This window comes from Janibacter melonis, from assembly GCF_020567375.1.
Taxonomy (GTDB): Bacteria; Actinomycetota; Actinomycetes; order Actinomycetales; family Dermatophilaceae; genus Marihabitans; species Marihabitans melonis.
In genome coordinates, this window is record NZ_JAJBZM010000001.1 from 1 (window position 1) to 25,617 (window position 25,617).

Sequence of the window (25,617 nt, forward strand, 5' to 3'; positions counted from 1 at the left end):
CCCTCGTGGGTGGGTGTAAAAGAAGAAGTCTTCGCGTCCACTGTCCAGTTCCCGAGATACGGTCGGGAAACAAACAACCGATACATCTCCATAGAGTTTCGGCTGTCATAGCGAAGGGGAAACGCCCGGCTCCATTCCGAACCCGGAAGCTAAGCCCTTCAGCGCCGATGGTACTGCACTGGTGACGGTGTGGGAGAGTAGGACGCAGCCGGACAACCATTCACCACCCCCATTGCGGGTGGACAAGAAACGCCCCGCGAGACCCCTTCTTCTTCACGAAGAAGCGATGGTCTTGCCGGGCGTTTCTTGCATGTCCGGGCCACGGCTAGTCTGAAGGCCCCAGGTAGACGAAGGAGTGAGCTGGTGAGCGATCAGCGGCGTGAAGGCGGTCCCGAGCGAGGTCGAGGCGATCGGGACGGCGGGCCGCGCGGAGCCGGCGGCGGTCGACCCAGCAGCGGCCGACCCGGAGGCGGACGGCCTGGCAGCGGCCGACCCAGCAGTGGTCGGCCCGGTGGCGACCGACCGGGCTCGGATCGTCGCGGACGCGACGACCAGGGCCGGGGTCGTGACAGCCGCACGGGCGCAGACCGCCCGGGTGGCCGTGACGCCCAGCGTGATCGCGACGGTCGTCCCTCTCGCGGAGGGGCGGACCGCGACGCACGGGAGAGCGGCCCTCGTCTCGTGCCCAAGCAGGGGCGCAGGCCCGAGCCGGCCATCGACGACGACGTCACCGGTGGCGAGCTCGACCGCTCCGTGCGCGGTCAGCTGCGCACCCTGAGCAAGGAGAACGCCGAAGGGGTGGCCCAGCACCTCGTCATGGTGGCCCGTCGCCTCGAGGAGGAGGACTACGTCGGAGCTCTCGCGCACGCCGAGACGGTCGTGCGTCGTGCCGGCCGGGTGCCCGCGGCTCGTGAGGCCCTCGGCTTCGTCGCGTACCGCTCCGGCGACTACGCCCGTGCGCTCACCGAGTTCCGCACGGTGCGCCGGCTCAGCGGGTCCTCCCACCTCCTGCCCCTCATGGTCGACTGCGAGCGTGGTCTCGGACGGCCCGAGCGAGCCCTGGAGCTGCTCCGCTCCCCGGAGGCTCGTGCGCTCGGCCCGGAGGACCAGGTCGAGATGCTCATCATCGGCTCCGGCATCCGTCGCGACATGGGCGCGCCCCAGGCTGCGGTGCTCGCCCTCCAGGGCAAGCTCGCCGGACCGCCCCGCCCGTGGTCGGCCCGTCTCTACTACGCCTACGCGGACGCCCTGCTCGACGCCGGCCGTCGTGACGAGGCTCGTGAGTGGTTCGGCAAGGCAGCCGTCGCCGACGCCGACGGCGAGACCGACGCCGCGGAGCGCCTCGACGAGCTCGACGGCATCCAGGTCATCGAGGACGGTGTCGAGGCCGGCGTCGAGGTCGACGAGGACAGCTCGCCGGCATGACCGACGCGCGTCCCCTCGTCGAGCGGTACGACGCACTCATCTGCGACCTCGACGGGGTGGTCTACAAGGGCGCGATCGCCGTGCCGCACGCGGTGGACGTCCTCGAGTCGCTGCGCCAGCCGGTCGTCTACGCGACGAACAACGCCTCGCGCACACCGGCTGACGTCGCGGCGCACCTGCGGGAGCTAGGGCTCAGCGCTCTGGACGACGCCGTCGTCACGAGCTCCACCGCCGCCGCGGGAGTGCTGGCCGTAGAGCTCGACCCGGGAGCCCTGGTGCTCGCGGTCGGGGGTCCTGGGGTCGCGGACGCGCTGACCGCTGCCGGGCTCGTCCCCGTGGCGCCGTCGGCTCGTGCAGGACGGCACGTCGCCGCGGTCGTGCAGGGCTACGGCCCCGACGTCACGGCCGCGGACCTCGCCGAGGCTGCCTACGCGATCCAGGACGGCGCACGCTGGGTCGCGACGAACGTCGACCGGACGCTGCCCACCGATCGCGGTGTCGCCCCGGGCAACGGCTCGCTCGTCGGTGCCGTCCGTCTGGCCGTCGACGTCGAGCCCGAGGTGATGGGCAAGCCCGCCGCCCCGATGTACACGATCGCTGCCCGGTCCCTCGAGATCTCGCCCGACCGGGTGCTCGCCGTCGGCGACCGGCTCGAGACAGATCTCGGCGGGGCCGTGGCTGCTGGTACGGCTGGTCTGCTCGTCCTCACCGGTGTCCACGGGTGGGCCGATGCCGCTGCAGCCGGGCCGTCCACCCGGCCGGACCACGTCGTCGAGGACCTGCGCGGCCTGCTCGAGCCCTACCCCTACGGACGCGTGGAGGACGGCCGGCATCACCGGGGCTCGGCCGTGGCTGCCGTCCACGGCGGCGAGCTGCATGTCGAGGGCGACGGGGTCGACGCGCTCCGCGCCGCGCTCGACGCGATCTGGGCCGCTCGAGACGCAGGAGCGAGCGAGCAGTGGTGCCGGGACTCCATGGCCGAGCTCGTCGGTACCGCGGGGTAGCGTGATCGCACGACGTGCCCGCCCGGGTGCCGCGACCGACGAAGGAGATGACCGGTGGATCCCGCTCGACAGCTCGTACACCTCTCGCTGACGGTGGCGGACGGGGTGCTCTCCCGCACCCTCGACGTCGTCCGACTCGTCGACGGCCTGCTCGTCTCGGGCGCCCAGGCCAACGCCGCCTCGTCCCGGGAGCAGTCCGTGCGACGCTGGCCGGAAGAGGAGCAGGGCGACCTCGCGGGGGCGTCGGCGGCGCTGCGGACCCGCATCGAGCCCTCCTCTGCCAGTGCCGACGGGTCGGCGCGACCGGCCCGACCGGTCCGCACCCCGGCGCGGCGCGCCGCCACGACGACGAGCTCGAGCACCCCCCGGCGGGCTCGGGCGGCGGCGACGACCCCGGCGAAGACGACGACGCCGAAGACGACGACGCCGAAGACGACGACGCCGAAGACGACGACGCCGAAGAAGAGCACGGCCAGGAAGAGCACGGCCCAGAAGAGCGCTGCGACGACGACCAGCCCGGCCACGCCGTCGACGAAGAGCACCGCGAAGAAGAGCTCTGCCACGAAGAGCACTGCGAAGAAGGCTCCGGCGTCGGCGACCACCCCGGCGAAGTCCACCCCGGCCAAGCGCTCCGCCTCGAAGGCGTCGGCGACGACGTCCACGGCGAACCGTCCCGCGAAGAAGGCTCCGGCGACCAAGGCCGCCTCGACGAAGGCCACCTCCACGAAGGCCTCGACGTCGACGGCCCCCACCACGAAGACCGGGGCGGGCGCGCCCCCTTCGTCCGCCGCGGCGACGGCCTCCTCCGCACCCAGCACCCCCAGCACCTCCACCCCCAGCACCTCCACGACCACGACCTCGTCGGCCGCCCCGTCGACGGGTGCCGACAGCCAGGCATGAGCTCGCACCCGGTGCCGGGGCCGCCGACGCCACGGCCGCCCGGCGTGCCGAGCCCGGCCGACGTCGCCCCGCCCGGTGAGGGAGACGCCGCCGTCGACGCGGCGCTGGCCGATCTCGACGCCGCCGACCCGGCCGATCTCGACGCGGTGCTCTCGAGCGCCGAGTCGGTGCTCGCGACCCTGCAGCACCGGCTGCGCGACATCGGTGACTGAGCCGACGAGCCCAGCCGACGCGCGGCTCGACGTCGCGCTCGTCGCCCGGGGGCTGGCCCGGTCCCGTGGTCAGGCGGCCGATCTCGTCGCGCGCGGCGCCGTGACCGTCGCCGGTCGGCCCGCCACGAAGGTCTCCCTGCGGGTCCGCGCCGACGAGGAGATCCTCGTCGAGGGCGACGACGCCCGCCTCGTGAGCCGAGCCGCGCACAAGCTGCAGGGCGCCTTCACCACCTTCGGGCCGCAGGGCTGGCAGGTGACCTCGGCTCGCTGCCTCGACCTCGGGGCGTGCACCGGGGGCTTCACCCAGGTGCTCCTCGAGCAGGGGGCCGCCGAGGTCCTCGCGCTCGACGTCGGGCACGACCAGCTCGACCCCGAGATCGCCGCGGACCCCCGGGTCGTCGACCTCAGCGGGACCACCGTGCGCGGCCTCGTCCCCGCGGACATCGACGGACGGGTCGACCGGGTCGTCGCCGATCTCAGCTTCATCTCCCTGCGCCTGGCGCTGACCGCCGTCCGTGACTGCCTCGACGGCGCGGGCGAGGCGATGCTCCTCGTCAAGCCGCAGTTCGAGGTCGGACGCGCCCGGCTCGGCAAGCACGGGGTCGTCACCGACCCCCGAGCACGGGCCGACGCCCTGCACGGCGTCCTCACCGACGCCGCGGAGCTCGGCCTGGGCGTCCTCGGCATCGCGCAGAGCCCGATCGCCGGGGGAGTGGGCAACGTCGAGTACCTGCTGTGGCTGAGCGCGCGGGCCGACGTCGGCATGCCGTGGCAGGCTCAGCTCGAGCAGGTCGCCGCCCTCACCGGCACCCGTACCCGCACCGACACGAAGGGAGCCCGATGAGCACGCGCCGCATCCTCCTCGTCGCCCACCCCGGCCGGCCGGAGGCGCTCGAGATCGCCGGCCAGGTCATCGACCGCCTGCGCGAGGCGGGCATCGAGGTGGCTCTGCCCACGGGAGAGCTCCTCGACGGACCCCTCGGCCGTGACCACGACGTCGTGCCCGCCGATGCCGACCAGCCCGGGGGCTGCGCGGCCGGCGTCGAGCTCGTCGTCGTCCTCGGCGGCGACGGCACGATCCTGCGCGGCGCCGAGATCGCCCGGGGGAGCGAGGCGCCCCTGCTCGGGGTCAACCTCGGCCACGTGGGCTTCCTCGCCGAGGCCGAGCGCGACGACCTCGAGGCGACCGTCGAGCACATCGTGCGGCGCGCCTACACCGTCGAGGAGCGGATGGCCCTCGAGGTCACCGGGACTCTCGACGGCGAGCTGCTGTGCAGCAGCTGGGCGCTCAACGAGGTGACGGTCGAGAAGGCCTCGCGCGAGCGGATGCTCACCCTCACGGTCGAGATCGACGGCCGTCCGCTGTCGACGTGGGGCTGCGACGGCGTCGTCATGGCGACCCCCACGGGCTCGACCGCCTACGCCTTCAGCGCCGGCGGTCCGGTCGTGTGGCCAGGTGTCGAGGCCGTCCTCGTCGTGCCGATCAGCGCCCACGCCCTCTTCGCCCGGCCGCTCGTCCTCGCCCCGCAGGCCCACCTCGCCGTCGACCTCGTCGCCGGCACCGAGGGTCACGGGGTGCTGTGGTGCGACGGTCGTCGGGCCGTCGACCTGCCCCCGGGCGCTCGGGTCGAGGTGACCCGCTCCAGCGTGCCGGTGCGCCTCGCCCGCCTCACGAGCTCGCCCTTCACCGACCGGCTCGTCGCGAAGTTCGACCTCAGCGTCGCCGGCTGGCGAGGACGGCAGAGCGCGCAGTGATCGAGGAGATCCGCATCCGTGACCTCGGGGTCATCGAGGAGGCGACGGTCTCGCTCCACCCGGGGCTCACCGTGCTCACCGGTGAGACCGGGGCCGGCAAGACGATGTTCGTCTCGAGCATCGAGCTGCTCCTCGGCTCGCGCGCCGACGCGGCCCTCGTGCGCACCGGGGCGCAGGAGGCCGCGATCGACGCGGTCCTCGAGGTCGCCGACCCCGAGCTGGCGCGCGCCGCGGACGACGCCGGCGCCTCGGTCGAGGACGGCGAGCTCACCGTGAGCCGTGTCCTGCGCTCGACCGGACGCAGCCGGGCCTACGCCGGCGGGCGGACCGTGCCCGTCGGCACGCTCGGCGAGATCACCCAGGGCCTCGTCGCCCTGCACGGCCAGGCCGACCAGTGGCGGCTGCGCCAGAGCGCCCAGCACCGCGAGGTGCTCGACGCCTACGGCGGCGACCCGGTGCGGGAGGCAGCGACCGCCTTCGCGAAGGCGCGGCGGGCCTGGGTCGACGCGCGCCGTGAGCTCGACGAGCTGACGACGAGCGAGCAGGCCCGGGCGCAGGAGCTCGACGCCCTCACCTACCAGCTCGAGCAGGTCGACGCCGTCGACCCCCGCCCGGGCGAGGACCTCGAGCTGCGCGCCGAGAGCGAGCGCCTGGCCCACGCCGACGACCTGCGTCTGGGCTCCGCCCGGGCCCATGCCGCCCTCGCCGACGGCGAGCTGCCGGAGCGACCCGACACCCTCGCCCTGCTCGCCACCGCGGAGCAGTCGCTCGGCCCGCTCGTCGACGCCGACCCCGGGCTGGCCCCCTTGCGCGACCGTCTCGTCGAGCTGCGCGCGCTCGTCGCCGACGTCGCCGCTGATCTCAGCTCCTACTCGGCCTCCATCGAGGTCGACCCCGCCCGGCTCGACGCCGTGCACACCCGCCGGGCCGCCCTCACCGAGCTCACCCGGCGCTACGGGGGCGACGTCGACGCGGTGCTCGCCCGTCGTGACCGCTCCCGCGCCCGCGTCCTCGAGCTGCAGCAGGCCGACGACCGTCTCGGTGGCATGGCCGAGCAGGTCGAGTCCGCGGCCGCCGAGGTCGCCCGCCGCGCTGCCCACCTCACCGCGGCCCGCACGGCCGCGGCCGAGCGGCTCGGCGCCCGCGTGCAGGAGGAGCTGCGCCGCCTCGGCATGCCCCAGGCGGTCGTCGAGGTCTCGGTGACGCCGACGACGGGCGACGGTCCGGACAGCGTCCCGGCCGCCGATCTCGAGCCGGGGGATCGGGTCGTCGTCGGCGCCCACGGCGTCGACGTCGTCGAGATCCGCCTCTCCGCCAACCCCGGCAGCCCGGCCCGTCCAGTCACCCAGGCCGCGTCGGGCGGAGAGCTCTCCCGGATCATGCTCGCCCTCGAGGTCGCCGTCGCCGACGCGGGCGCCAGCGTGCCCACCTTCGTCTTCGACGAGGTCGACGCCGGCGTCGGCGGCAAGGCCGGGATCGACGTCGGCGCCCGCCTGCAGGCCCTGGCCCGCAACGCCCAGGTGCTCGTCGTCACCCACCTCGCCCAGGTCGCCGCCCACGCCGACCGCCATCTCGTCGTGCGCAAGTCGACCGACGGCGAGGTGACGTCGAGCGACGTCAGCGAGGTGAGCGGCGAGGACCGCCTCGCCGAGCTCGCGCGGATGATGGGCGGGGCCGGCACCTCCGCCGGTCTGCGCCACGCCGAGGAGCTGCTCGACGCCTGCCGCCGTCCCGCAGGGTGAGGCCGCACACCCTCGCCCTGCGCGCGCGAGCCTGGACGGGCACGGTCCCCCTTCGTGGGACGATGCCCGGGATGACGCTGCGCCCGAACCGATCTCGCTCCCGTGACGTGGACCCCTCCGGTCTGCACGGCACGGTGCGGGTCGACCGCCGCACGAAGAACCTCACGAAGCGGCTGCGCCCCGGCGACATCGCCGTCATCGACCACGAGGACATCGACCGCGTGAGCGGCGAGGCCCTCGTCGCGTGCCGACCGGCAGCCGTCGTCAACGCCTCGCCGTCGATCACCGGGCGCTACCCGAACCTCGGTCCCCAGGTCATCGTCGACGCCGGCATCCCGCTGCTCGACGACGTCGGCAGCGACGTGCTCGACCAGGTGAGCGAGGGCGACGAGGGGCAGGTCGTCGACGGGGTGCTGCGCTGCGGCGACGTCGAGATCCCCGGAACGCTCCTCACGAGCAGCGGAGTGGCCGACGCGATGGTCGCCGCGCGCGCCGGCCTCACCACCCAGCTCGAGGCCTTCGCCGAGAACACGATGGAGTACATGCTCAAGGAGCGCGACCTCCTCTTCGACGGCGTCGGCATCCCCGACGTGCGCACGGACTTCACCGACCGGCACGCTCTCGTCGTGGTCCGCGGCTACCACTACAAGGAAGACCTGCAGGCGCTGCGCCACTACATCCGCGAGTACAAGCCGGTGCTCATCGGCGTCGACGGCGGCGCCGACGCGCTCCTCGAGCTCGGGCTGCGCCCCGACATGATCGTCGGCGACATGGACTCGGTCTCCGACGCGACGCTCACGTGCGGCGCCGAGGTCGTCGTCCACGCCTACCGCGACGGCCGCGCGCCCGGCGTCGAGCGGGTCGAGCAGCTCGGCGTCGAGGACTTCGTCGTCTTCCCCGCGACCGGCACGAGCGAGGACATCGCGATGCTCCTCGCCGACGACTGCGGGGCCAGCCTCATCGTGGCCGTCGGCACCCACGCCACCCTCGTCGAGTTCCTCGACAAGGGGCGGGCGGGGATGTCGAGCACCTTCCTCACCCGGCTGCGGGTGGGCGGCAAGCTCATCGACGCGAAGGGGGTGAGCCGGCTCTACCGGAGCAGGATCTCCGCCTGGTCGATCGTCGGGCTCGCACTCGTCGGGCTGCTCGCGGTGCTCGTCGCGATGTCCGCCACGCCCACCGGGCGTGCTCTGCTCCAGATCATCGGTGCCTGGTGGGACGACCTCTGGGCCGCACTCTCGGGGATCGTCACATGATCGACTTCCGCTACCACATGGTCTCGCTCGCGGCCGTGCTCATCGCGCTGTCCATGGGCGTCGTGCTCGGCGCCGGGCCGCTCAACGACGACATCGGCAACACCTTGACCAACGAGGTCACGCGGCTGCGCCAGGACAAGGACGACCTGCGTCGTCAGCTGACCCAGGAGCAGCGCACGGGGGAGGCCCAGGAGTCCTTCGGCGAGGAGGTCCTGCCCCAGCTCGTCTCCGGTGTGCTCGACGGCACGTCCGTCGCCGTCGTGCGCCTGCCCGAGTCCGACGACACCGAGGTCGCCGAGCTGCGCGAGACCCTCGAGCTCTCCGGGGCCAGCGTCGAGCCGACGGTCTCCGTCGCCGCCTCCTGGGTCGCCGGCGGAGAGGATGCCCAGGCCTCGCGAGAGCGCGCCGCCTCCGAGGCGCTCTCCGCGCTCGGGCGCAGCGACGCCGACGGCGCGGGGCTGGACGAGGCGCTCGGCGCCGTGCTCGGCGGTCGCGGCGAGGACGGGATGCCCGCACCGACCGACAGCCAGCGCACCGACGCCTTCGAGCGGCTCTCCGACGCCGGTCTCGTGAGCGGCGACGCCCCGACCTCGGCCGCCGACGTCGTCCTCGTCGTCGCCGGTCCGGTGGCGGGCGACCCCCAGGACTCCCCGGCCGACGCCGATCCAGCAGCCACCGCCTCGGCGACCCGGTGGGTCGAGCTCGCCGCAGCGCTCGACGCCCGATCCGCGGGGGCGGTCCTCACGTCCGGTCCGGTGACCTACGGCTCCGGCGACGCCTCGCCGGTCACCGTCGCACGCGCCGACAGCGGTCTCAGCGAGGGGCTGAGCACCGTCGACACCCCGGAGAGCGCCGTGGGTCGCGCCGACGTCGTCCTCGGCCTCGACGAGCAGACCCGCGGCGACGCGGGCCACTACGGCCTCGCCGACGACGCCAGCGCCGCCATCCCGGAGGCCCCGTGACCGACCTGCGCTCCCTGGCCCTGCCCGCCGGGGCGGCGGTGCTGGGGGTGCACGGGGTGCTGCGCGCGGTCGAGCGCGGTCCGGCCCGAGTGCGACGCGCGCTCGGCCGCACGAACTTCGCGGGTGACCCGGTCACCCTGGCGCAGGGCCCCGCGTGGGTCGGCGGGGTCGCCCTCGGCGCCCTCCTCGCCGCCGACCCGGTGGCCGCGGCCGCCGTCGCCGTGCCCGGTGCGGTGGGCCTGGTCGACGACCTCGTGGGCGACCGCTCGACGAAGGGGATCCGAGGTCACCTCGGCGCGCTGCGGCGCGGCCGGGTCACGAGCGGTGCGGTCAAGGTCGCCGTCCTCGGCGCGACCGCCCTCGTCGTCGCGGTGGTCGAGCACGACCACGACGCCCCGCTCACCTCGCGGCTGCCGGCTCTCGTCGTCGACGCCGGCGTCGTCGCGGGCACCGCGAACCTCCTCAACCTCTTCGACCTGCGCCCCGGCCGGGCGCTCAAGGTCGCGGCGCTGATCGGGGCGCCGCTGCTCGTCGCCGCTCCGGGCCGTGCCCGGCCCGCCCTCGTCGCCGGTCTCGCCGCGACGGCCGCAGCGCTGCCGGGCGACCTCGCGGGTCGCTCGATGCTCGGTGACTGCGGCGCGAACGCCGCCGGCGCCCTCGTCGGCCAGGGTCTCGTGCGCTCGCTGCCGCTCGCCGGACGCGCCGGTGTGCTCGCCGCGGTGACGGCGCTCACCCTGGCCTCGGAGCGGGTGAGCTTCAGCCGGGTCATCGACCGCACGCCCGCGCTGCGGGCGCTCGACGCGTGGGGGCGCCCCACCCCTGCACCGGTCACACCGGTCACGCCGTGACCGAGGTGAGGACGGCCCCGGGGCTGCGGCGCACCGCCTCGCAGGTCGCCCTCGTCACCGTCGCCGCTCGCGTGGCCGGCCTGCTGCGCTGGGTGGCCTTCGCCCTGGCCGTCGGGGCCTCCGGCGTCGGCACCGTCTACCAGAGCGTCAACGCCGTGCCGAACCTCGTCTACGAGGTCGTCGCCGGGGGCGTCCTCGCCGCGGTCGTCGTGCCGCTCGTCGCCTCCGCCCGACGCACCGGTCGGGCCGACGAGGTCGGCTCGAGCCTGCTGACGCTCGCCGTCGTGCTGCTCCTGCCCGTCACGCTCGTCCTCGCGCTCGGCGCGCCGTGGCTGAGCAGGGTCCTGCTCGACGGGGTCGAGGCGCCCGGGGCCGCCGAGCTCGGCACCCGGCTGCTCGTCCTCTTCAGCCCCCAGGTCGTGCTCTACGGCATCGGCGTCGTCGTCGCCGGTGTGCTCCAGGCGCACGAGCGCCTCCTCGCCGCCGCGCTCGCGCCGCTGCTGTCCAGCCTCGTCGTCATCGGGACCTATCTCGCCTACGCCTGGGGTGTCGAGAGCACCCCGGCGGACACCGCGGTCCTGCCCACTGCCGGATGGCTGGTCCTCGGCATCGGGACGACCCTCGGCGTGGTCGCCCTGTCGCTGCCGCTGCTCGTCGTCGCCGCCCGCGCCGGGATCAGGCTGCGGCCGCGCTGGGCGCTCACCCCGCAGGACCGCACGCGGGCCCGCCAGCTCGCCGGTGCCGGGCTCGTCGGGCTCGTCGCCCAGCAGCTCGCCCTCCTCGCCGTCCTGCGCGTCGCGAACCGCTCGGGCGGTGACGGCACCTTCGTCGTGCACCAGTACGCGCAGACCGTCTACCTCCTGCCCTACGCCGTGCTCGCCGTGCCGGTCGCCACCACGGCCTTCGCCCGTCTCGCCGGCGACCCGGAGGGCGAGGGGGCGGCGCGCACGCTCAACCGCGCGCTGCGCGTCGTCCTCGCGCTGTCCGGGGCCGCCGCGGCCGCGCTCGTCGCCGGCGCCCCCGGGGTCGGCACGGTCTTCGGCATGCTCGACCGCAGCGCCGGCCGGGGCGAGCCGGGTCGCGCGCCGCTCGAGGCGATGCCCCAGGCCCTCGCGACGACCGCGGTCGGTCTCGTCGGCTTCAGCCTCGTCGCGCTCGCCCTGCGGGCCCTCCTCGTGCGCGGCAGCGCCCGGCGCGCCGGCTGGTCGGTCGCCGCCGGGTGGGCCGTGCTCGCCGTCGTGCCCGCGCTGTGGCTCAGCCGTGCCGACGGACCGGCCGAGACCCTCACCGTCATCGGCGCGTCGTCTGCCGTCGGGATGACCCTGTCGGCCGCGCTGCTCCTCCACGGGGTACGGCGGGCGTGGGGCGAGGAGAGCACGAGCGGCCTGCTGCGGCTGACCGGTGCCGTCGCCGCCGGTGTCGTGCTCGGCGGCGTGTGCGCGCTGGCGCTCGTGCGAGCGGACCTGACCGGCGCCGCCCAGGTCGGGGCCGCGGCGGGCCTGGGCGTCGTCTGCGCCGCCGTGTGCGCGGCGCTGGCCCTCGCGGTCGACCCCACGCTGCGCGAGGCCGTGAGGAGGCGCCCGTGAGCCGGGTCGTCCTCGTGCTCGGCCGCAGCGCCGGGGGCATCGGGGCGCACGTGCGCTCGTTCGCCGCCGAGCTCCTCGCCCTGGGCGATGACGTGCGGGTCGTGGCTCCCGAGAGCACCCACGCGGTCTTCGACCTGCCCGGTGCCGTGCCGTGGTGGCCCGGCCGGACGGGCGCGGGCCCCACCGTCCAGAGCACGACGGCCGTGCGCCGGCTGCTCTCAGGTGCCGACGCCGTCCATGCCCACGGCCACCAGGCGGGCGTCGTCGCGGCCGCACTGCTCGCGGGGGTCGGCCGTGCCAGGCCACGGCTGGCCACGAGCCTGCACAACGAGCTGCGGGGCGACCCGCGCTCCGCCCGGCACCGGCTCGGCACCCTGGCGGTGCGGACCGCTCTCTTGCGCGCCGACCTCGTCACCGGGGCGTCCACCGACCTCGTCGACCTCGCCGAGCAGCTCGGCGCCCGGCGTGCCGCGATCGACGAGGTGCCCTCGCCCCTCGTGCCGGGCCTCCTCGCCACCGACCGAGGGGAGTGGCGGGCGGCCCGTCGTGACGCTCTCCTGCGTGCCCACGGCCTGCCGACCGACCGGCCCGTCGTGCTCACCGTCGCCCGCGTCGCGCCGCAGAAGCGGCTCGAGGACGTCCTCGCCGTCGCCGACCTCGTCGCGCGCCGGTCCGGGGGTCGGGGAGGGTCCCCCTTCGTCGTCGTCGGCGGGGGCGACGACGACCTGCGCCGTCGCCTCGTGTCCACGGCCGGACCCGACGTCCACCTCCTCGGGCCGAGCGACTCCGTCGTCGGCTGGCTGCTCGCGGCCGACCTCTTCCTCCTCACGAGCGAATGGGAGGCTCGGGCCCTCGTCGTGCAGGAGGCGATGGCGGCCGGTCTGCCCGTCGTCGCCACCCGCACCGGGGGGCTGCCCGGTCTCGTCGAGGGGGTCGGTGCGCTCGCCCCCGTCGGCGACGTCGACGCGCTCGCCGCCCGCGTCCGAGACCTGCTGCGAGACACGCAGGCCCGGCGTGAGGCCGGGGAGCGGGGACGCGAGCGGGCGCGCACGTGGCCGAGCACGCACGAGCGGGCGGCCCGCTGGCACACCTGGTACGAGGGCGGCCCGGACGTGCCGTAAGGTGGAAGCCCGTGGCGGCACTCACCAAGCACATCTTCGTGACCGGAGGCGTAGCCTCCTCCCTCGGCAAGGGTCTGACGGCGTCAAGCCTGGGACATCTGCTCCGCGCTCGCGGTCTGAGCGTGACGATGCAGAAGCTCGACCCCTACCTCAACGTGGACCCGGGGACGATGAACCCCTTCCAGCACGGCGAGGTCTTCGTCACCGAGGACGGTGCGGAGTGCGATCTCGACATCGGCCACTACGAGCGCTTCCTCGGCGTCGACCTGCTCGGCAGCGCGAACGTCACGACGGGGCAGGTCTACAACCGCGTCATCGCCCGTGAGCGTCGCGGCGAGTACCTCGGTGACACCGTGCAGGTCATCCCGCACATCACCAACGAGATCAAGGACCGGATGCGAGCCGCGGCAGCGGGCAGCCCGGGGATCTCCGACGTCGACGCGCCCGACATCATCATCACCGAGATCGGCGGCACCGTCGGCGACATCGAGTCGCTGCCCTTCCTCGAGGCCGCGCGCCAGGTGCGCCACGAGATCGGGCGTGACAACTCCTTCTTCCTCCACGTCTCGCTCGTGCCCTACCTCGCGCCGAGCGGCGAGCTGAAGACCAAGCCCACCCAGCACTCCGTCGCCGCGCTGCGCCAGGTCGGCGTCCAGCCGGACGCCCTCGTGCTGCGCGCCGACCGCGAGATCCCCGCCGACATCAAGCGCAAGATCTCGCTCATGTGCGACGTCGACACCGATGCCGTCGCCGCGTGCATCGACGCGCCGAGCATCTACGACATCCCGAAGGTCCTGCACGCGGAGCAGCTCGACACCTACGTCATCCGCCGGCTCAGCCTGCCCTTCAAGGACGTCGACTGGGCGTCGTGGGACCTGCTCCTGCGCCGCGTCCACGAGCCCGAGCACGAGGTCGAGGTCGCCCTCGTCGGCAAGTACGTCGACCTGCCCGACGCCTACCTGTCGGTGACCGAGGCGCTGCGCGCCGGCGGCTTCCACCACGACGCGCGGGTCTCGATCCGCTGGGTCGCCTCCGACACCTGCCAGACGCCGGCGGGTGCCCAGCAGGCGCTCGGCGGGGTCGACGCCGTCCTCGTGCCCGGCGGCTTCGGCGTGCGCGGCATCGAGGGCAAGCTCGGCGCACTGCGCTGGGCCCGCGAGCAGCAGGTGCCCACGCTCGGCATCTGCCTGGGCCTGCAGTGCATGGTCATCGAGTACGCCCGCGACGTCGCCGGCATCGAGGGCGCGAGCTCGACGGAGTTCGACCCCGGCACCCCGGCTCCCGTCGTGTCGACGATGGAGGAGCAGAAGAGCTTCGTCGAGGGCGCGGGCGACCTCGGCGGCACGATGCGCCTGGGCTCCTACCCGGCGCAGCTGCTCGAGGGCTCGGTCGCGGCGACCGCCTACGGCGCCACGTCGGTCACCGAGCGCCACCGTCACCGCTACGAGGTCAACAACGAGTACGTCGACCAGCTGACGCAGGCCGGTCTCGTCGTCAGCGGCACGCACCCCGAGCTCGGTCTCGTCGAGTTCGTCGAGCTGCCGACCTCGGTGCACCCGTACTACGTCGCGACCCAGGCGCACCCCGAGTTCAAGTCCCGTCCCGACGCCGCGCACCCGCTCTTCGCCGGGCTCGTCGGCGCCGCCGTCCAGGCGCAGCGCGATGCGCGGCTCGTCGAGGTCGAGCGCCCCCGTCGCGACGAGGGCGCCGCCCGCGAGGACGACGCCGAGGTCACCCCCGCGTGAGCACGGACGGCGCGGGCCCCGGCCTGCACGACGAGCTCGTCACGCCCGACGTCCGGCGCAGCGAGGTGCTGCACGACGGCGCCGTGTGGGACGTGCGGGCCGACACCTTCGTCTACGAGGGCCAGGAGCTGACCCGGGAGGTCGTCGACCACCCGGGGGCGGTCGCCGTGCTCGCCGTGGACGACGACGACCAGGTCGTCCTCATCCGTCAGTACCGCCACCCCGTCGCCGCGCTGGACTGGGAGATCCCGGCCGGGCTGCTCGACGTCGCCGACGAGGACCCCGTCGTCGGCGCGCGCCGAGAGCTCGCCGAAGAGGTCGACCTCGTCGCCGACGAGTGGGCGGTGCTCACCGACCTGTGGACCTCGCCGGGCGGCATGAGCGAGGCGATCCGCATCTACCTCGCGCGCGGTCTGCGACCCGTGCCCGAGGCCGAGCGCTTCGAGCGCGAGCACGAAGAGGCCCACCTCGTCGTGCGCCGCGTCGACCTCGACGAGGTCCACGCCGCGGTCCTCGCCGGGACGGTGCACAACTCGACGCTCATGATCGCCGTCCTCGCGGCCCATGCGCAACGGGCCCAGGGCTGGAGCGGGCTGCGCCCGGCTGACAGCCCGTGGCCGGAGCACCCGGGCCGCCGATGACCCCGGCCGCGGACCAGGCCCAGGCCTGCCCGTGCGGGGCGGGCACCCCCTTCGCCGAGCACTGCGGGCCCGTCCTCGACGGCACGCCCGCGGCCACCGCCGAGGCCCTCATGCGGTCGCGCTACACCGCCTACGTCCTGCTGCAGCAGGGTGACCAGCGCGCTGCCGACCACCTGTGGCGGACCTGGCACCCGCGCACCCGGCCCGAGGTCGTCGAGCCCGGACCGGGTCTGCGCTGGGTCGGCCTCGAGGTGACGCAGACCCGGGCCGGCGGCCCGCAGGACGACCACGGGGTCGTCGCCTTCGTCGCCCGGTGGACGACCGGCGAGGGGGAGCACCGCCAGGACGGCGAGCTCGTCGAGCGCTCGGACTTCGCCCGCCGCGGCGGGCGATGGGTGTACGTCGGGGCGCTCGCGGAGCAGGCCTGACGGGCCCGTCGTCACGGGTCGTCTCGACTTTGTCCAAACCCGCCACGCGGAGGGGATCACCCGTCCTAGGCTGACGGCGTGGAGAAGGTCTCGACCGCGGGATACCTCGTCCTGGGTCTGATCGACCGACTGGGCGAGGCGACCCCCTATGACGTCAAGCAGGCGGCGCAGCACACGAATGCGTTCTTCGCCCTGCCGCACACGCAGATCTACGTGCAGTGCACGCGGCTCGTGTCCGTGGGCTACCTCGACGAGCAGCAGGAGGAGCACGGCCGCCGCCGCCGGCTGCTCACCGTGACGCCCGAGGGGCAGGCGGCGCTGCGCGACTGGGCGGACAGCGGCGTCGACACCCAGGTCGAGGCGCGCGACATCGCGCTGCTCAAGCTGTACTTCGAGGCCGACCCGGAGCGTCTGGCCCGCCAGCAGCTCACCGCCCACGAGGAGCTGCTGGCCCGGTACGAGGAGATCGCCGGCCAGGCCGAGGGGCTCGACCCCGGGCCGCGTCGCACGCTGCGCTTCGGGCTGGCCTTCGAGCGGATGCAGGTCGACTTCTGGAGCGGGCTCATCGCCGACGCGTGAGCACGCGCCAGGAGTCGAGCGCGTCTACTGGTACGACACGAAGCGGGGGCGCGGCCGGACGTCGAGCATCGTCTGCCGCGGGGTGAAGGTCGGGGTGTCCTCGTCGATGAAGTTCTTCCACCCCAGCTCGACCCCGTCGGGCAGCTCGGCCCGCACGGCGTCCCACGTCTGCTGCTTGAGCTCGGGGGTGCCGTGCCCGTCGGCGTGCACGACGGTGACGAGCTCCGGGCGGTCGGTGCGCAGCTGGTCGCGGTCGCGCAGCATCTGCAGCTGGAACTGGTGGAGCATGAAGACCTTCTGCGGCATGTCGTGCTCGCGCACGAGCTCGGCGAGCCAGTCGGCGACCTCCTCGACCTCGTCGACCTCGACGTGCCCGATCTGCTCGAGCGGCCGCTGCCCGGGCTCGAGGCGCCACTCGGGGTCGAGGGCGAGACCGACGTGCGGCTCGAGCAGGAGCTCCTCGTAGCGCTTCGCCTGGCTGAGGAAGTCGGCCCGCCCGCTCTGGAGGTCGAGCAGGACGTAGACCCCGTCGTCGTGGGCCGCGTCGACCCAGGGCCGGTAGGTCGACGGGTCGCCCTCGGAGGAGTAGTCGCCGTCGGCGCCGGGGGAGGAGTCGGCGATCGTCGCGATGATCTCGAAGGCCGGTAGGAAGGTGTCGCCCGTCGTCTGCGCGTACTCCTCGACGAGGTCGCTGACCCGCTCGACCGAGGCGTCGACGTCCTGCTCGCCGAGCAGCCCGAGGCCGGGCACACCGGGGTGGCCGTACAGCGCGATCATCCGGCGGTCGCCGCCGAGCGGCAGCACCCCGCCGGTCGGCAGCTCGGTGGCACGGGTCGCCATCGCCGCGGCGACGACGAGCGCGTCGCCACCGAGGTCGTCTCCCTCGCCGAGGACGACGAGGGGGGTGTCGTCGAGGCGGCGAAGGGAGGTCATGACCTCGTCCTCGCGCGGATCGTCGGCCGTGAGGACCTCGCTGTCCCCGTGCTGGCCGAGCACGGCGCGCACGGTGGCGAGCGCAGCGGCGTGGGCGGGCTCGTCGGGCGTCGTCACCACGACGCGCAGCGGGGCGTCACGGGTCACCGGGGGCAGGTCGTCGACGCCCTCCCGGGATGTCACGGCCGGCCCGAAGGGGGTCCCGCCCGCCTCCTCGTCCGGCGCACCCATCCGCAGGACCGACTCGACGCCGAGCCGGTCGAGCTCGGCCCCGAGGTCGGGGCCGTCGACGAGGCAGGGGACCCCGGCGGCGACCGCTGCCGCGGCTGCGTCGGTGACGGCCTGCTCCGGTGCGTCCGGGTGGAGGACGACGGCGGCGGGGGAGGAGTCGAGCAGGGCCGCGGACACCGCGATCGCGCTCGCGGCCGCGTCGCCGGCGGCGACGACGGGCCACGTCGGGTCGGGGACGGGCACCGCTCCCGCGGCGGCCTCGTCGTCGGGCGAGCCACCGGGCAGGTCGACCGAGGTGCAGCCGGCGAGGCCGACAGCGCCGACCGCGCCGGCACCGGCGACCCAGCCGAGCACGGCTCGTCGGGTCGGCCGGGCGGACGGGGATGCGGTGTCGGGCCAGGTCACGGGCCCACGCTAACGATGCGGCCGGGGCCTGGCGTCGGCGCCCCGCCGCAGCGGGACGGCCCCGTGCGGTGGGCGGTCAGGCGTGGCCGAAAACCCCTTCGCGCTGTCCGTAGACTGGCCGGTGCTGCCCGCGACCGCGGTCAGGACCCTCCGCCTCGACAAGGACGACATGCTTCGCACCCACCAGGCCGGCACGCTGCGCGCCGAGCACACCGGGACCACCGTCACCCTCACCGGATGGGTGGCCCGGCGCCGCGATCACGGCGGCGTCGCCTTCGTCGACCTGCGCGACGCGAGCGGTGTCGTCCAGGTCGTCGCCCGTGACGAGGTGCTCACCGGCGCGGCGCACGGCCTGCGCGGCGAGTACTGCATCAAGGTCGTCGGCGAGGTCACCCCGCGCGAGCCCAAGGACGTCAACCCCGGCCTGCCGACCGGTGAGGTCGACGTCGTCGCGAGCACCATCGAGGTCCTCTCGGCCAGCGAGCCCCTGCCCTTCCAGATCGACGAGCGCGTCACCGTCGGCGAGGAGGCGCGCCTCAAGCACCGCTACCTCGACCTGCGCCGCCCTGGTGCGACCTCCGCCGGCGCCGGTCTGCGCCTGCGCAGCAAGGTCAACGCCGCGGCCCGCTCGGTCCTCGCCGAGCGCGACTTCGTCGAGATCGAGACCCCGACGCTCACCCGCTCCACGCCCGAGGGCGCCCGCGACTTCCTCGTCCCCGCGCGCCTCGCGCCCGGCGAGTGGTACGCGCTGCCGCAGAGCCCGCAGCTCTTCAAGCAGCTGCTCATGGTCGCCGGCATGGAGCGGTACTACCAGATCGCGCGCTGCTACCGCGACGAGGACTTCCGCGCCGACCGCCAGCCGGAGTTCACCCAGCTCGACATCGAGATGAGCTTCGTCGAGCAGGACGACGTCCTCGAGCTCGGCGAGGCCGTGGCGAAGGCGGTCTGGGCGACCATCGGGGTCGAGCTGAGCACCCCCTTCGCCCGGATGACCTACGCCGACGCGATGGCGCGCTACGGCAGCGACAAGCCCGACCTGCGCTTCGGCCAGGAGCTCACGGACTGCACCGAGTACTTCGCCGGCACGCCCTTCCGGGTCTTCCAGGCCGAGTACGTCGGCGCCGTCGTCATGCCCGGCGGCGCGAGCCAGCCTCGTCGTCAGTTCGACGCGTGGCAGGAGTGGGCCAAGCAGCGCGGCGCGAAGGGGCTGGCCTACGTCACCGTCGGCGAGGACGGCGAGCTCGGTGGTCCCGTCGCCAAGAACATCTCCGAGGAGGAGAAGGCCGGTCTCGCGGCGCACGTCGGTGCGGCCCCGGGCGACGCGATCTTCTTCGGCGCCGGTGCCCCGAAGAGCAGCCGCGCCCTGCTCGGCGCCGCCCGCGTCGAGATCGGCAAGCGCTGCGGACTCATCGACGAGTCGGCGTGGGCCTTCGTGTGGGTGCTCGACGCGCCCCTCTTCGAGCCCGCGAGCGAGGCCGTGGCCGCCGGTGACGTCGCCGTCGGCGGGGGTGCCTGGACCGCGGTCCACCACGCCTTCACCAGCCCGAAGGCGGAGTACCTCGACACCTTCGACACCAACCCCGGTGAGGCGCTCGCCTACGCCTACGACATGGTGTGCAACGGCAACGAGATCGGCGGCGGGTCCATCCGTATCCACCGCCGCGACGTCCAGGAGCGCGTCTTCTCCGTCATGGGCCTGGACGCGGAGTCGGCCCAGGAGAAGTTCGGCTTCCTCCTCGAGGCCTTCAAGTTCGGCGCCCCTCCGCACGGCGGCATCGCCTTCGGGTGGGACCGGATCTGCATGCTGCTCCTCGGGGCCGACTCGATCCGCGACGTCATCGCCTTCCCGAAGTCGGGCGGCGGCTACGACCCGCTGACCGACGCGCCCGCCCCGATCACCCCGGAGCAGCGCGCCGAGGCCGGCATCGACGCCACCCCCGAGAGCGACGAGGCCCCGCTCGGTGCGCCCGAGGTGTCGCCGACGCAGTCGTGATCTCGGTCCTGCTGTGGGACTGCGACGGGGTCCTGCAGCACACGGCCCGTGACTGGGGCGCCGCGCTCGACGAGCGCGGCGGCCCCGGTCTGGCCCGCCGGGTCTTCGCGGCAGAGGGTCCGGCCCTGCGCGGGGAGACCACCCTCGCCGCCGCGCTCGAGATCGCCCTCGTCGAGCACGAGGGCGCGACCGGGTCGCGCCCGGTCGAGGTGCCCGAGCTGCTCGCCATGTGGGAGAGCGTGGAGCTCGACCCGCAGGCCGTCGAGGTGCTCGAGCAGGTGCGCTCGCGCGGCGTGAGCTGCCACCTGGCGACCAACCAGCAGGACCACCGCGTGCGCCACATGCGCGAGGTCATGGGGTACGACGCGCTCGTCGACGGCTCCTTCTACTCCTCGCTGCTCGGGGTGGCCAAGCCGGACCCGGTCTTCTTCGAGCGCGTCCTCGACGCGCTCGGCGTGCCCGCCCACGACGTCGGCTTCGTCGACGACGTCGCGGCGAACGTCGAGGCGGCGGCCGCGCTCGGCATCCGCGCCGTGCGCCACGACCCCGCGACCGGGGCCGCCGGGCTGCGACGCGACCTCGAGCCCCTCGTGCCGGGGCTGGTCGCGGTGGGAGCATGAGCAGGTGGAGATCGACCTCGACTTCTGGCGCCAGGCGTGGGCCGAGGGCCGCACGGCCTTCGACCAGCCGCGTCCGAACGACCTGCTCGTCGAGCACCTGCCGGCGCTCGACCTCGCGCCCGGCTCGCGGGTCCTCGTGCCGCTGTGCGGTCGCAGCGTCGACCTCGACCACCTGCTCGCGGCCGGCCACGAGGTCGTCGGCACCGAGCTGAGCGAGATCGCCGTCGACTCCTTCTTCGCCACGCGCGGCCTCGAGCCCCGGGTCGAGCAGGTGGGGGAGCGGCAGGTCTACGCGGCGCCCGGGATCACGATCTACCAGGGCGACCACTTCGAGCTCACGCCGCACGACGTCGAGGGCGTCGCCGCCGTCTACGACCGGGCCAGCCTCGTCGCGCTGCCCGAGACGCTGCGCGACCGGTACGCCGAGCACCTGCGCTCGGTGCTGCCCGCCCCGGTGCCGATGCTCGTCATCACCTTCGAGTACGACGAGGGGTCCTTCGAGGGCCCGCCGCTCAGCGTGCCCGTCGAGGAGGTCGAGCGGCTCTTCGGCGCGACCCACGACGTCGACGTCCTCGAGCGGGTCGACCTCGCCGCCCGGGGCGGCTCGTCCCGCCTCGTCGAGGCGGGGGTGCGCGGTGTCGAGGAGGTCGCGACCGCCCTTCGTCCACGGGGAGCCTGACGCGCGCGGGCCCGGCCACCGGGAGCGGTGACCGGGCCTCGTGCGAGTCGCGTCAGCGCGAGAGGAAGTCCACGAGGACGCGGTTGAGCTCGTCGGCGTGCGAGACGTTGATGCCGTGCGGCCCACCGCTGATGACGTGCAGCTCGCTGTGCGGGATCGCCGCGTGGGTGCGGGCGCCCGAGCCCTCGAAGGGGACGGTGCCGTCGCCGTCGCCGTGGACGACGAGGGTCGGCACCGTGACCTTCGGCAGGTCCTCGCGGAAGTCGCTGATGCCGAAGGACTGCATCGCCTCGAGCGCGGCGACCTTGTCGGCCTGCTGGCACAGCGCGATCGCCTCCTGGCGCTGCTCCTCGGTGACCTTGAGCTCGCCGTCGACCGAGAAGAAGTCGGTGGTGAACTGGTCGAAGAAGGCGTCCTTGTCAGCCGTGAGCGAGGCGGTCATCTTCGCCGCCTCGGCGGGCTCGAGCGGCCCGTCGGGGTTGCCCGGGGTCTTCATCATCATCGGGGGCACCGCCGCCGCGAAGACGACGCTGCGCAGCCGCTCCTCGCCGTGATTGGCGACGTAGCGGGCGACCTCGCCGCCGCCCATGGAGAAGCCGACGAGGGTGACGTCACGCAGGTCGAGCTCGACGAGCAGCGCGTCGAGGTCGCCGGCGAGCGTGTCGTAGTCGTATCCGGTCTTGGGCTTGTCGGACTGCCCGAAGCCGCGGCGGTCGTAGGTGATGACGCGGTACCCGGCCGAGGTGAGCGCGGGGACCTGCTCCGACCAGGAGGCTCCGGAGAGGGGCCAGCCGTGGATGAGGACGACGGGCCGGCCGGTCCCTCCGGTGTCCTCGACGTGCACGGAGACGTCGGGGCGGATCGTGCGCTTGTCGACGGTGATGTCGGGCATGCAGGTGCTCCTAGGGCAGAGGGTGCGGGGCGGTGCTCTGACGACGCTAGTTCGGCGCCGGCCTCGCCCCTGGATGGGTGAGGCCCCCTGTCCAGGGTCGCGTCTGCCCAGGTCAGGGCCTCGCGCCCGAGGTCCAGGCCGCGGTCTGCCCGTAGCCGAGATCGGTGTAGAGCTGGCGCGCCACGGCGTTGTCGCTGTAGAGCTCGAGGGTGCACACGGGCGCCTCCGAGAGCCCGAGGCGGGTGAGCGCGCCGGTGAGCTCGCGACCCAGGCCCTGCCCCCGCGCATCGCCGCGCACGACGATGCCGGTGAGGAGCGGGTGACCGGCTCCGGTGTGCGCGCGGCAGCCCGCGGCGAGCAGCTCGCCGGCGTCGTCCCGCACCCCGAGCCACCGCTGCCCGGGCCAGGCGAAGGGTCGCCCGTCGGTGCGAGGGTTCTCGCGCATGATGAAGTCGGTGATCTCCGCGGCGTGCTCCTCGGGCAGGTCGACCACCTGCACCCTCGGCGCCGGGGGCACCTCGGTGGTGACCATCCACTCCCACTGCACGAAGTCGCCGAGGTCGCCCCCGAGCCCGGCGACGACCGCCGCGGCCCGCTCGGTCTGGATCGTCACACCGGTGCAGCCCGTGCGGTCGAGCCACCGGCTCGTCGCCGGGTCGGTCATGACCTCGACGGCGAGCTCGTCGCAGCTCGCGACGAGGTTCATCGCCGTGCCGTGGGCATGGGTCGGCCGCACGAAGGCTGCCGCCCACCCGGCCGGTGTGCGCACCCCCTTCGCCTCCACGCGCGGGTCGGTGTCCCAGCGCACGTAGGGCAGGTCGTCGGTGAGCGCGAGCAGATCGGGCTTCGAGCCGATGTCCTGCACCCGGCTCACTCGGTGATCCCGACGCGCTCGTGCAGGCCCTTCATCCACCGCGGCGCCCACCAGTTCCACTCGCCGAGCACCGACATCGTCGCGGGCACGAGGAGCATCCGCACGAGCGTGGCGTCGATGACGATGGCGAGCACGAGGGCGACGCCGGTCTGCTTGACGGCGAGCACCTGCGCGAGGACGAAGCCGGAGAAGACGACGACCATGAGCAGCGCGGCGCTCGTGATGATGCGCCCGGAGCGCTGCAGGCCCAGCCGCACCGCCTCGTCCGTCGGGTGCCCCTGCTCGTGCAGCTCGACGACGCGCGAGAGCAGGAAGACCTCGTAGTCCATCGACAGCCCGAAGCCGAAGGCGAGGGCGAGGATCGGGATCGAGGCCTCCACCCCGCCCGTCGAGCTGAAGCCGAGGAGCCCCTCGAGGTGGCCGTCCTGGAAGACCCACACGAGCGCGCCGAGCGAGGCGCCGAGGGAGACGACGTTCATGACGAGCGCCTTGAGCGGCACGACGAGCGAGCCGGTCATGAGGAAGAGGAGCAGGAAGGTCGCGAGCACGACGGTGAGGACCGCGTAGGGCGCCCGCTCGGCGATGACGTCGGTGAAGTCGTGCAGCCCCGAGGCCTGGCCGCCGATGTGCCCGGCGAAGGGGGGCCGCTCCTCGTGCAGGGCGTCGACGAGGTCTCGGCTCGCGTCGCCCAGCCCGCCGTCGCCGGTGCGCAGCTCGACGACGCGCACCTGGGTGCCGGAGCCCGCCTCGCCGACGGTCTCGACGACCGGGTCGGTGACGAGGCCGGGCAGGTCGCTCGCCGCCCCCTTCGCCCACCGGGTGACCTCCGCCTCGGGGGCCGTCGTCACGTAGGTGACGTCGGCGCCGGCGAGGTCGGGGTAGTCCTCGCGGAAGGTCTCGAAGAAGGTCCGCTCGGGCGCCCCCTTCGGCAGCATCTCCGGGCCCGAGGAGGTGAGGTGCAGGCGCAGGGCCGGCAGGGCGAGGGTGACGAGGAGGGAGAGGACGACGGCGATGACCGCCCACGGCACCCGCTGGACCCCGCTCGCCAGACGGGAGAAGACACCCTCGTCTGGAGCCTGCTCGGTGCCGCGGCGCAGGAGGCGGCGCGCGGAGAGCGCGCACAGCGCCGGGATGAGGCTGACGCCGACGAGCAGCGCGAGGACGACGATGGAGACGCCGGCGGCGCCGGACGCGCGCATGAAGACGACGGGGAAGAAGAGCAGGCCGGTGAGCGAGATCGCCACCGTGACCGCGGAGAAGATCACGGTCCGTCCGGCACGGTCGAGGGTGAGCCCGGTGATGTGGGCGACGTCGGCGGGCGTGAGGGTGTCGGCGGGGGCGCCGTCGAGGACCCCGCGCGCCTCCTCGCGGAAGCGTGAGACGACGAGCAGCCCGTAGTCGATGCACAGACCGAGACCGAGGACGGTGACGATGTTGACGACCGTCGCGTCGAGGTCGATGACGTGGGCGAAGCCGAAGAGGGTGGCGAGCGCGCCGCCGATCGAGGCGACCGCGCCGAGGATCGGCAGCCCGGCGGCGAGGAAGCCGCCGAAGACGACGACCATGATCGCGAAGGAGACGGGCAGGGCCAGACCCTCGCCGGTCTTCATGTCCGAGCCGACCTGGCCGATGATCGCGTCGACGAGAGCCTGGACGCTGCCGCGCTGGCTGTCGGTGGCCCGCGACGCGCTGACGACCTCGTCGAGCTGGGTGCTCACCTCGGCGCGGGCCGTCTCGAGCTCGGCGTCGCCGAGCCCGTCGTCGTAGGTGACGACCGTCGCGAAGCCGTCGGGGTCGTCGGCCGGGCCGGTGACGAAGGGGGCGGCCGCCGGGTCGCGCGGGCCCTGCTCGAAGACGAAGGGGTTGACGACGGAGGCGACGCCGTCGACGTCGGCGATGGCCTGCACCGCGTCGGCGTTGCCGCGGGCGACCTCACGGTCGTCGAGGTCGGCGACGCCCTCGACGAGGAGGGTGTCGGTCGTGAAGCCGCCCCCGCCCGCGCTGTCGAGGAGGGCGCTCGCCCGGTCGGCCTCGCCGGGGGCGACGATGTCGCCGGAGTGCAGCCGGTCGAAGAGGCCCTCGCCCGTCACCGCGCCGAGCGCGGTGGCGAAGGAGAGGACGACGAGGACCAGCCAGGTCGTCACGACCGCCCAGGGGCGGCGGCCGGTGAGGACGCCCCACCGGTAGAGCGCCGAGCGGCGGGTGGGGGTGCGCGTCACCGGGACATCGTGCCAGGTGGGCGGGGGTCGCCCGGCGCGGGTGGCTCGGCGCGGGTGGCTCGGCGCTGGCGGCTCAGCGCGGGAGCCGGTCGAGGAAGTCGGTCTGTGCCGCGACGAGGCACTCGCGGGCGGCGTCGAGGTCGAGCCACTGCGCGGTCTCGACCTCGGGGAAGGACTGGCGTCGACCGGAGCGGGGCGGCCACTCCATCTCGAAGGTCTCGCTCGCGACGAAGGCGAGCTCGGCGCCCGCCTCGACCGCCCAGACGTGCACCCGCTTGCCGCCGGACTGACGGACCTCGCCGAGGTCGGTGCGGGGACCGGGCGGTGGGTCGACGCCCACCTCCTCGCGGAACTCGCGCTCGGCGGCGGCCAACGGCTCCTCGTCGGCGTCGTGCTCGCCCTTGACGACGCTCCAGGCACGCTCTCGGCGGGCCCACAGCGGTCCGCCCATCCGGGCGACGAAGACGAGCGTGCGCTCGCCGTCGTGACGGTAGGGGAGGAGTCCGGCGCTCGTGCGGGGCATGCGGCGACGCTACGCCCGAGGTCCGACGACGCCAGGGCGAAGGG

At 74.3% G+C, this 25,617-nt stretch carries 24 protein-coding genes and 1 rRNA gene; 20 read left to right on the forward strand and 5 right to left on the reverse strand.

The window, feature by feature from the left end; genetic code table 11:
* Positions 1–97: 97 nt before the first annotated feature.
* From rrf to LIV55_RS00085, 17 genes are all read left to right on the forward strand, one after another.
* Positions 98–214: ribosomal RNA gene (rrf, locus tag LIV55_RS00005) — 5S ribosomal RNA — on the forward strand.
* A gap of 467 nt (positions 215–681) precedes the next feature.
* Positions 682–1,425 (forward strand): tetratricopeptide repeat protein, encoded by a 744-nt coding sequence (locus tag LIV55_RS00010; RefSeq protein WP_191563667.1) that lies wholly within the window; start codon positions 682–684, stop codon positions 1,423–1,425.
* Entirely contained in the window at positions 1,422–2,429 is a 1,008-nt protein-coding gene (locus LIV55_RS00015; protein ID WP_229298818.1) for an HAD-IIA family hydrolase, read from the forward strand. Before LIV55_RS00010 ends, LIV55_RS00015 begins: the two co-directional genes overlap by 4 nt.
* 54 nt (positions 2,430–2,483) lie before the next feature.
* On the forward strand, positions 2,484–3,329 hold the full coding sequence (locus tag LIV55_RS00020) for a hypothetical protein (protein WP_229298819.1): 846 nt from the start codon (positions 2,484–2,486) through the stop codon (positions 3,327–3,329).
* Positions 3,326–3,541, forward strand: coding sequence for a hypothetical protein (locus tag LIV55_RS00025; RefSeq protein ID WP_229298820.1), 216 nt, complete (start codon positions 3,326–3,328; stop codon positions 3,539–3,541). The genes LIV55_RS00020 and LIV55_RS00025 overlap by 4 nt, the downstream gene beginning before the upstream one ends.
* Complete coding sequence (locus LIV55_RS00030; RefSeq protein ID WP_229298821.1) at positions 3,534–4,385, forward strand: TlyA family RNA methyltransferase; 852 nt, start codon at positions 3,534–3,536, stop codon at positions 4,383–4,385. Before LIV55_RS00025 ends, LIV55_RS00030 begins: the two co-directional genes overlap by 8 nt.
* Complete coding sequence (locus tag LIV55_RS00035) at positions 4,382–5,296, forward strand: NAD kinase (protein ID WP_068276314.1); 915 nt, start codon at positions 4,382–4,384, stop codon at positions 5,294–5,296. Before LIV55_RS00030 ends, LIV55_RS00035 begins: the two co-directional genes overlap by 4 nt.
* Complete coding sequence (recN, locus tag LIV55_RS00040; protein WP_229298822.1) at positions 5,293–7,038, forward strand: DNA repair protein RecN; 1,746 nt, start codon at positions 5,293–5,295, stop codon at positions 7,036–7,038. The genes LIV55_RS00035 and recN overlap by 4 nt, the downstream gene beginning before the upstream one ends.
* A gap of 71 nt (positions 7,039–7,109) precedes the next feature.
* Positions 7,110–8,294 (forward strand): putative cytokinetic ring protein SteA, encoded by a 1,185-nt coding sequence (gene steA / locus LIV55_RS00045; protein WP_123091598.1) that lies wholly within the window; start codon positions 7,110–7,112, stop codon positions 8,292–8,294.
* Positions 8,291–9,256: a copper transporter gene (locus LIV55_RS00050; protein ID WP_123091599.1), complete on the forward strand. Its 966-nt coding sequence runs from the start codon at positions 8,291–8,293 to the stop codon at positions 9,254–9,256. Before steA ends, LIV55_RS00050 begins: the two co-directional genes overlap by 4 nt.
* Entirely contained in the window at positions 9,253–10,104 is an 852-nt protein-coding gene (locus tag LIV55_RS00055) for a hypothetical protein (protein WP_191563661.1), read from the forward strand. Before LIV55_RS00050 ends, LIV55_RS00055 begins: the two co-directional genes overlap by 4 nt.
* Positions 10,101–11,690 carry a lipid II flippase MurJ gene (locus LIV55_RS00060; protein WP_163562363.1) on the forward strand — a complete coding sequence of 530 codons (1,590 nt, stop codon included), beginning with the start codon at positions 10,101–10,103 and terminating at the stop codon, positions 11,688–11,690. Before LIV55_RS00055 ends, LIV55_RS00060 begins: the two co-directional genes overlap by 4 nt.
* The gene (locus LIV55_RS00065; RefSeq protein WP_123091601.1) at positions 11,687–12,811 is read left to right on the forward strand and encodes a glycosyltransferase family 4 protein; all 1,125 of its coding nucleotides are present in this window, start codon (positions 11,687–11,689) and stop codon (positions 12,809–12,811) included. The genes LIV55_RS00060 and LIV55_RS00065 overlap by 4 nt, the downstream gene beginning before the upstream one ends.
* Before the next feature lie 11 nt (positions 12,812–12,822).
* The gene (pyrG, locus tag LIV55_RS00070; protein WP_229298823.1) at positions 12,823–14,556 is read left to right on the forward strand and encodes a CTP synthase; all 1,734 of its coding nucleotides are present in this window, start codon (positions 12,823–12,825) and stop codon (positions 14,554–14,556) included.
* Positions 14,553–15,197: an NUDIX domain-containing protein gene (locus tag LIV55_RS00075; RefSeq protein ID WP_123091603.1), complete on the forward strand. Its 645-nt coding sequence runs from the start codon at positions 14,553–14,555 to the stop codon at positions 15,195–15,197. Before pyrG ends, LIV55_RS00075 begins: the two co-directional genes overlap by 4 nt.
* Positions 15,194–15,625, forward strand: coding sequence for a YchJ family protein (locus LIV55_RS00080; protein WP_123091951.1), 432 nt, complete (start codon positions 15,194–15,196; stop codon positions 15,623–15,625). The genes LIV55_RS00075 and LIV55_RS00080 overlap by 4 nt, the downstream gene beginning before the upstream one ends.
* A 78-nt stretch (positions 15,626–15,703) precedes the next feature.
* Positions 15,704–16,204, forward strand: a complete 501-nt coding sequence (locus LIV55_RS00085) for a PadR family transcriptional regulator (protein WP_123091604.1) — start codon at positions 15,704–15,706, stop codon at positions 16,202–16,204.
* Positions 16,205–16,228: 24 nt separating this feature from the next.
* Here the strand turns inward: LIV55_RS00085 and LIV55_RS00090 are convergent, their stop codons facing one another.
* Positions 16,229–17,773: a hypothetical protein gene (locus LIV55_RS00090; protein WP_229298824.1), complete on the reverse strand. Its 1,545-nt coding sequence runs from the start codon at positions 17,771–17,773 to the stop codon at positions 16,229–16,231.
* 169 nt (positions 17,774–17,942) lie between these two features.
* Between LIV55_RS00090 and aspS the strand changes: the two genes are divergently transcribed.
* The 3 genes from aspS to LIV55_RS00105 are packed head-to-tail and all read left to right on the forward strand — an operon-like array spanning position 17,943 to position 21,065.
* A complete protein-coding gene (gene aspS / locus LIV55_RS00095; protein ID WP_123091952.1) occupies positions 17,943–19,766 on the forward strand; it encodes an aspartate--tRNA ligase in 1,824 nt (607 codons plus the stop codon).
* The gene (locus LIV55_RS00100; protein ID WP_229298825.1) at positions 19,763–20,386 is read left to right on the forward strand and encodes an HAD family hydrolase; all 624 of its coding nucleotides are present in this window, start codon (positions 19,763–19,765) and stop codon (positions 20,384–20,386) included. The genes aspS and LIV55_RS00100 overlap by 4 nt, the downstream gene beginning before the upstream one ends.
* Positions 20,387–20,390: 4 nt before the next feature.
* On the forward strand, positions 20,391–21,065 hold the full coding sequence (locus LIV55_RS00105; protein WP_229298826.1) for a thiopurine S-methyltransferase: 675 nt from the start codon (positions 20,391–20,393) through the stop codon (positions 21,063–21,065).
* A gap of 52 nt (positions 21,066–21,117) precedes the next feature.
* On the opposite strand, the gene LIV55_RS00110 is transcribed toward LIV55_RS00105, so the two are convergent.
* The 4 genes from LIV55_RS00110 to LIV55_RS00125 all read right to left on the reverse strand — a co-directional run bounded on the left by LIV55_RS00110 (position 21,118) and on the right by LIV55_RS00125 (position 25,573).
* Positions 21,118–21,957: an alpha/beta fold hydrolase gene (locus LIV55_RS00110; RefSeq protein ID WP_229298827.1), complete on the reverse strand. Its 840-nt coding sequence runs from the start codon at positions 21,955–21,957 to the stop codon at positions 21,118–21,120.
* A gap of 112 nt (positions 21,958–22,069) precedes the next feature.
* The gene (locus tag LIV55_RS17060; protein ID WP_229298828.1) at positions 22,070–22,831 is read right to left on the reverse strand and encodes a GNAT family N-acetyltransferase; all 762 of its coding nucleotides are present in this window, start codon (positions 22,829–22,831) and stop codon (positions 22,070–22,072) included.
* Entirely contained in the window at positions 22,828–25,050 is a 2,223-nt protein-coding gene (locus LIV55_RS00120; RefSeq protein WP_229298829.1) for an MMPL family transporter, read from the reverse strand. Before LIV55_RS00120 ends, LIV55_RS17060 begins: the two co-directional genes overlap by 4 nt.
* A 73-nt stretch (positions 25,051–25,123) precedes the next feature.
* Positions 25,124–25,573, reverse strand: coding sequence for an NUDIX hydrolase (locus LIV55_RS00125; RefSeq protein ID WP_229298830.1), 450 nt, complete (start codon positions 25,571–25,573; stop codon positions 25,124–25,126).
* Between the last annotated feature and the right edge of the window lie 44 nt (positions 25,574–25,617).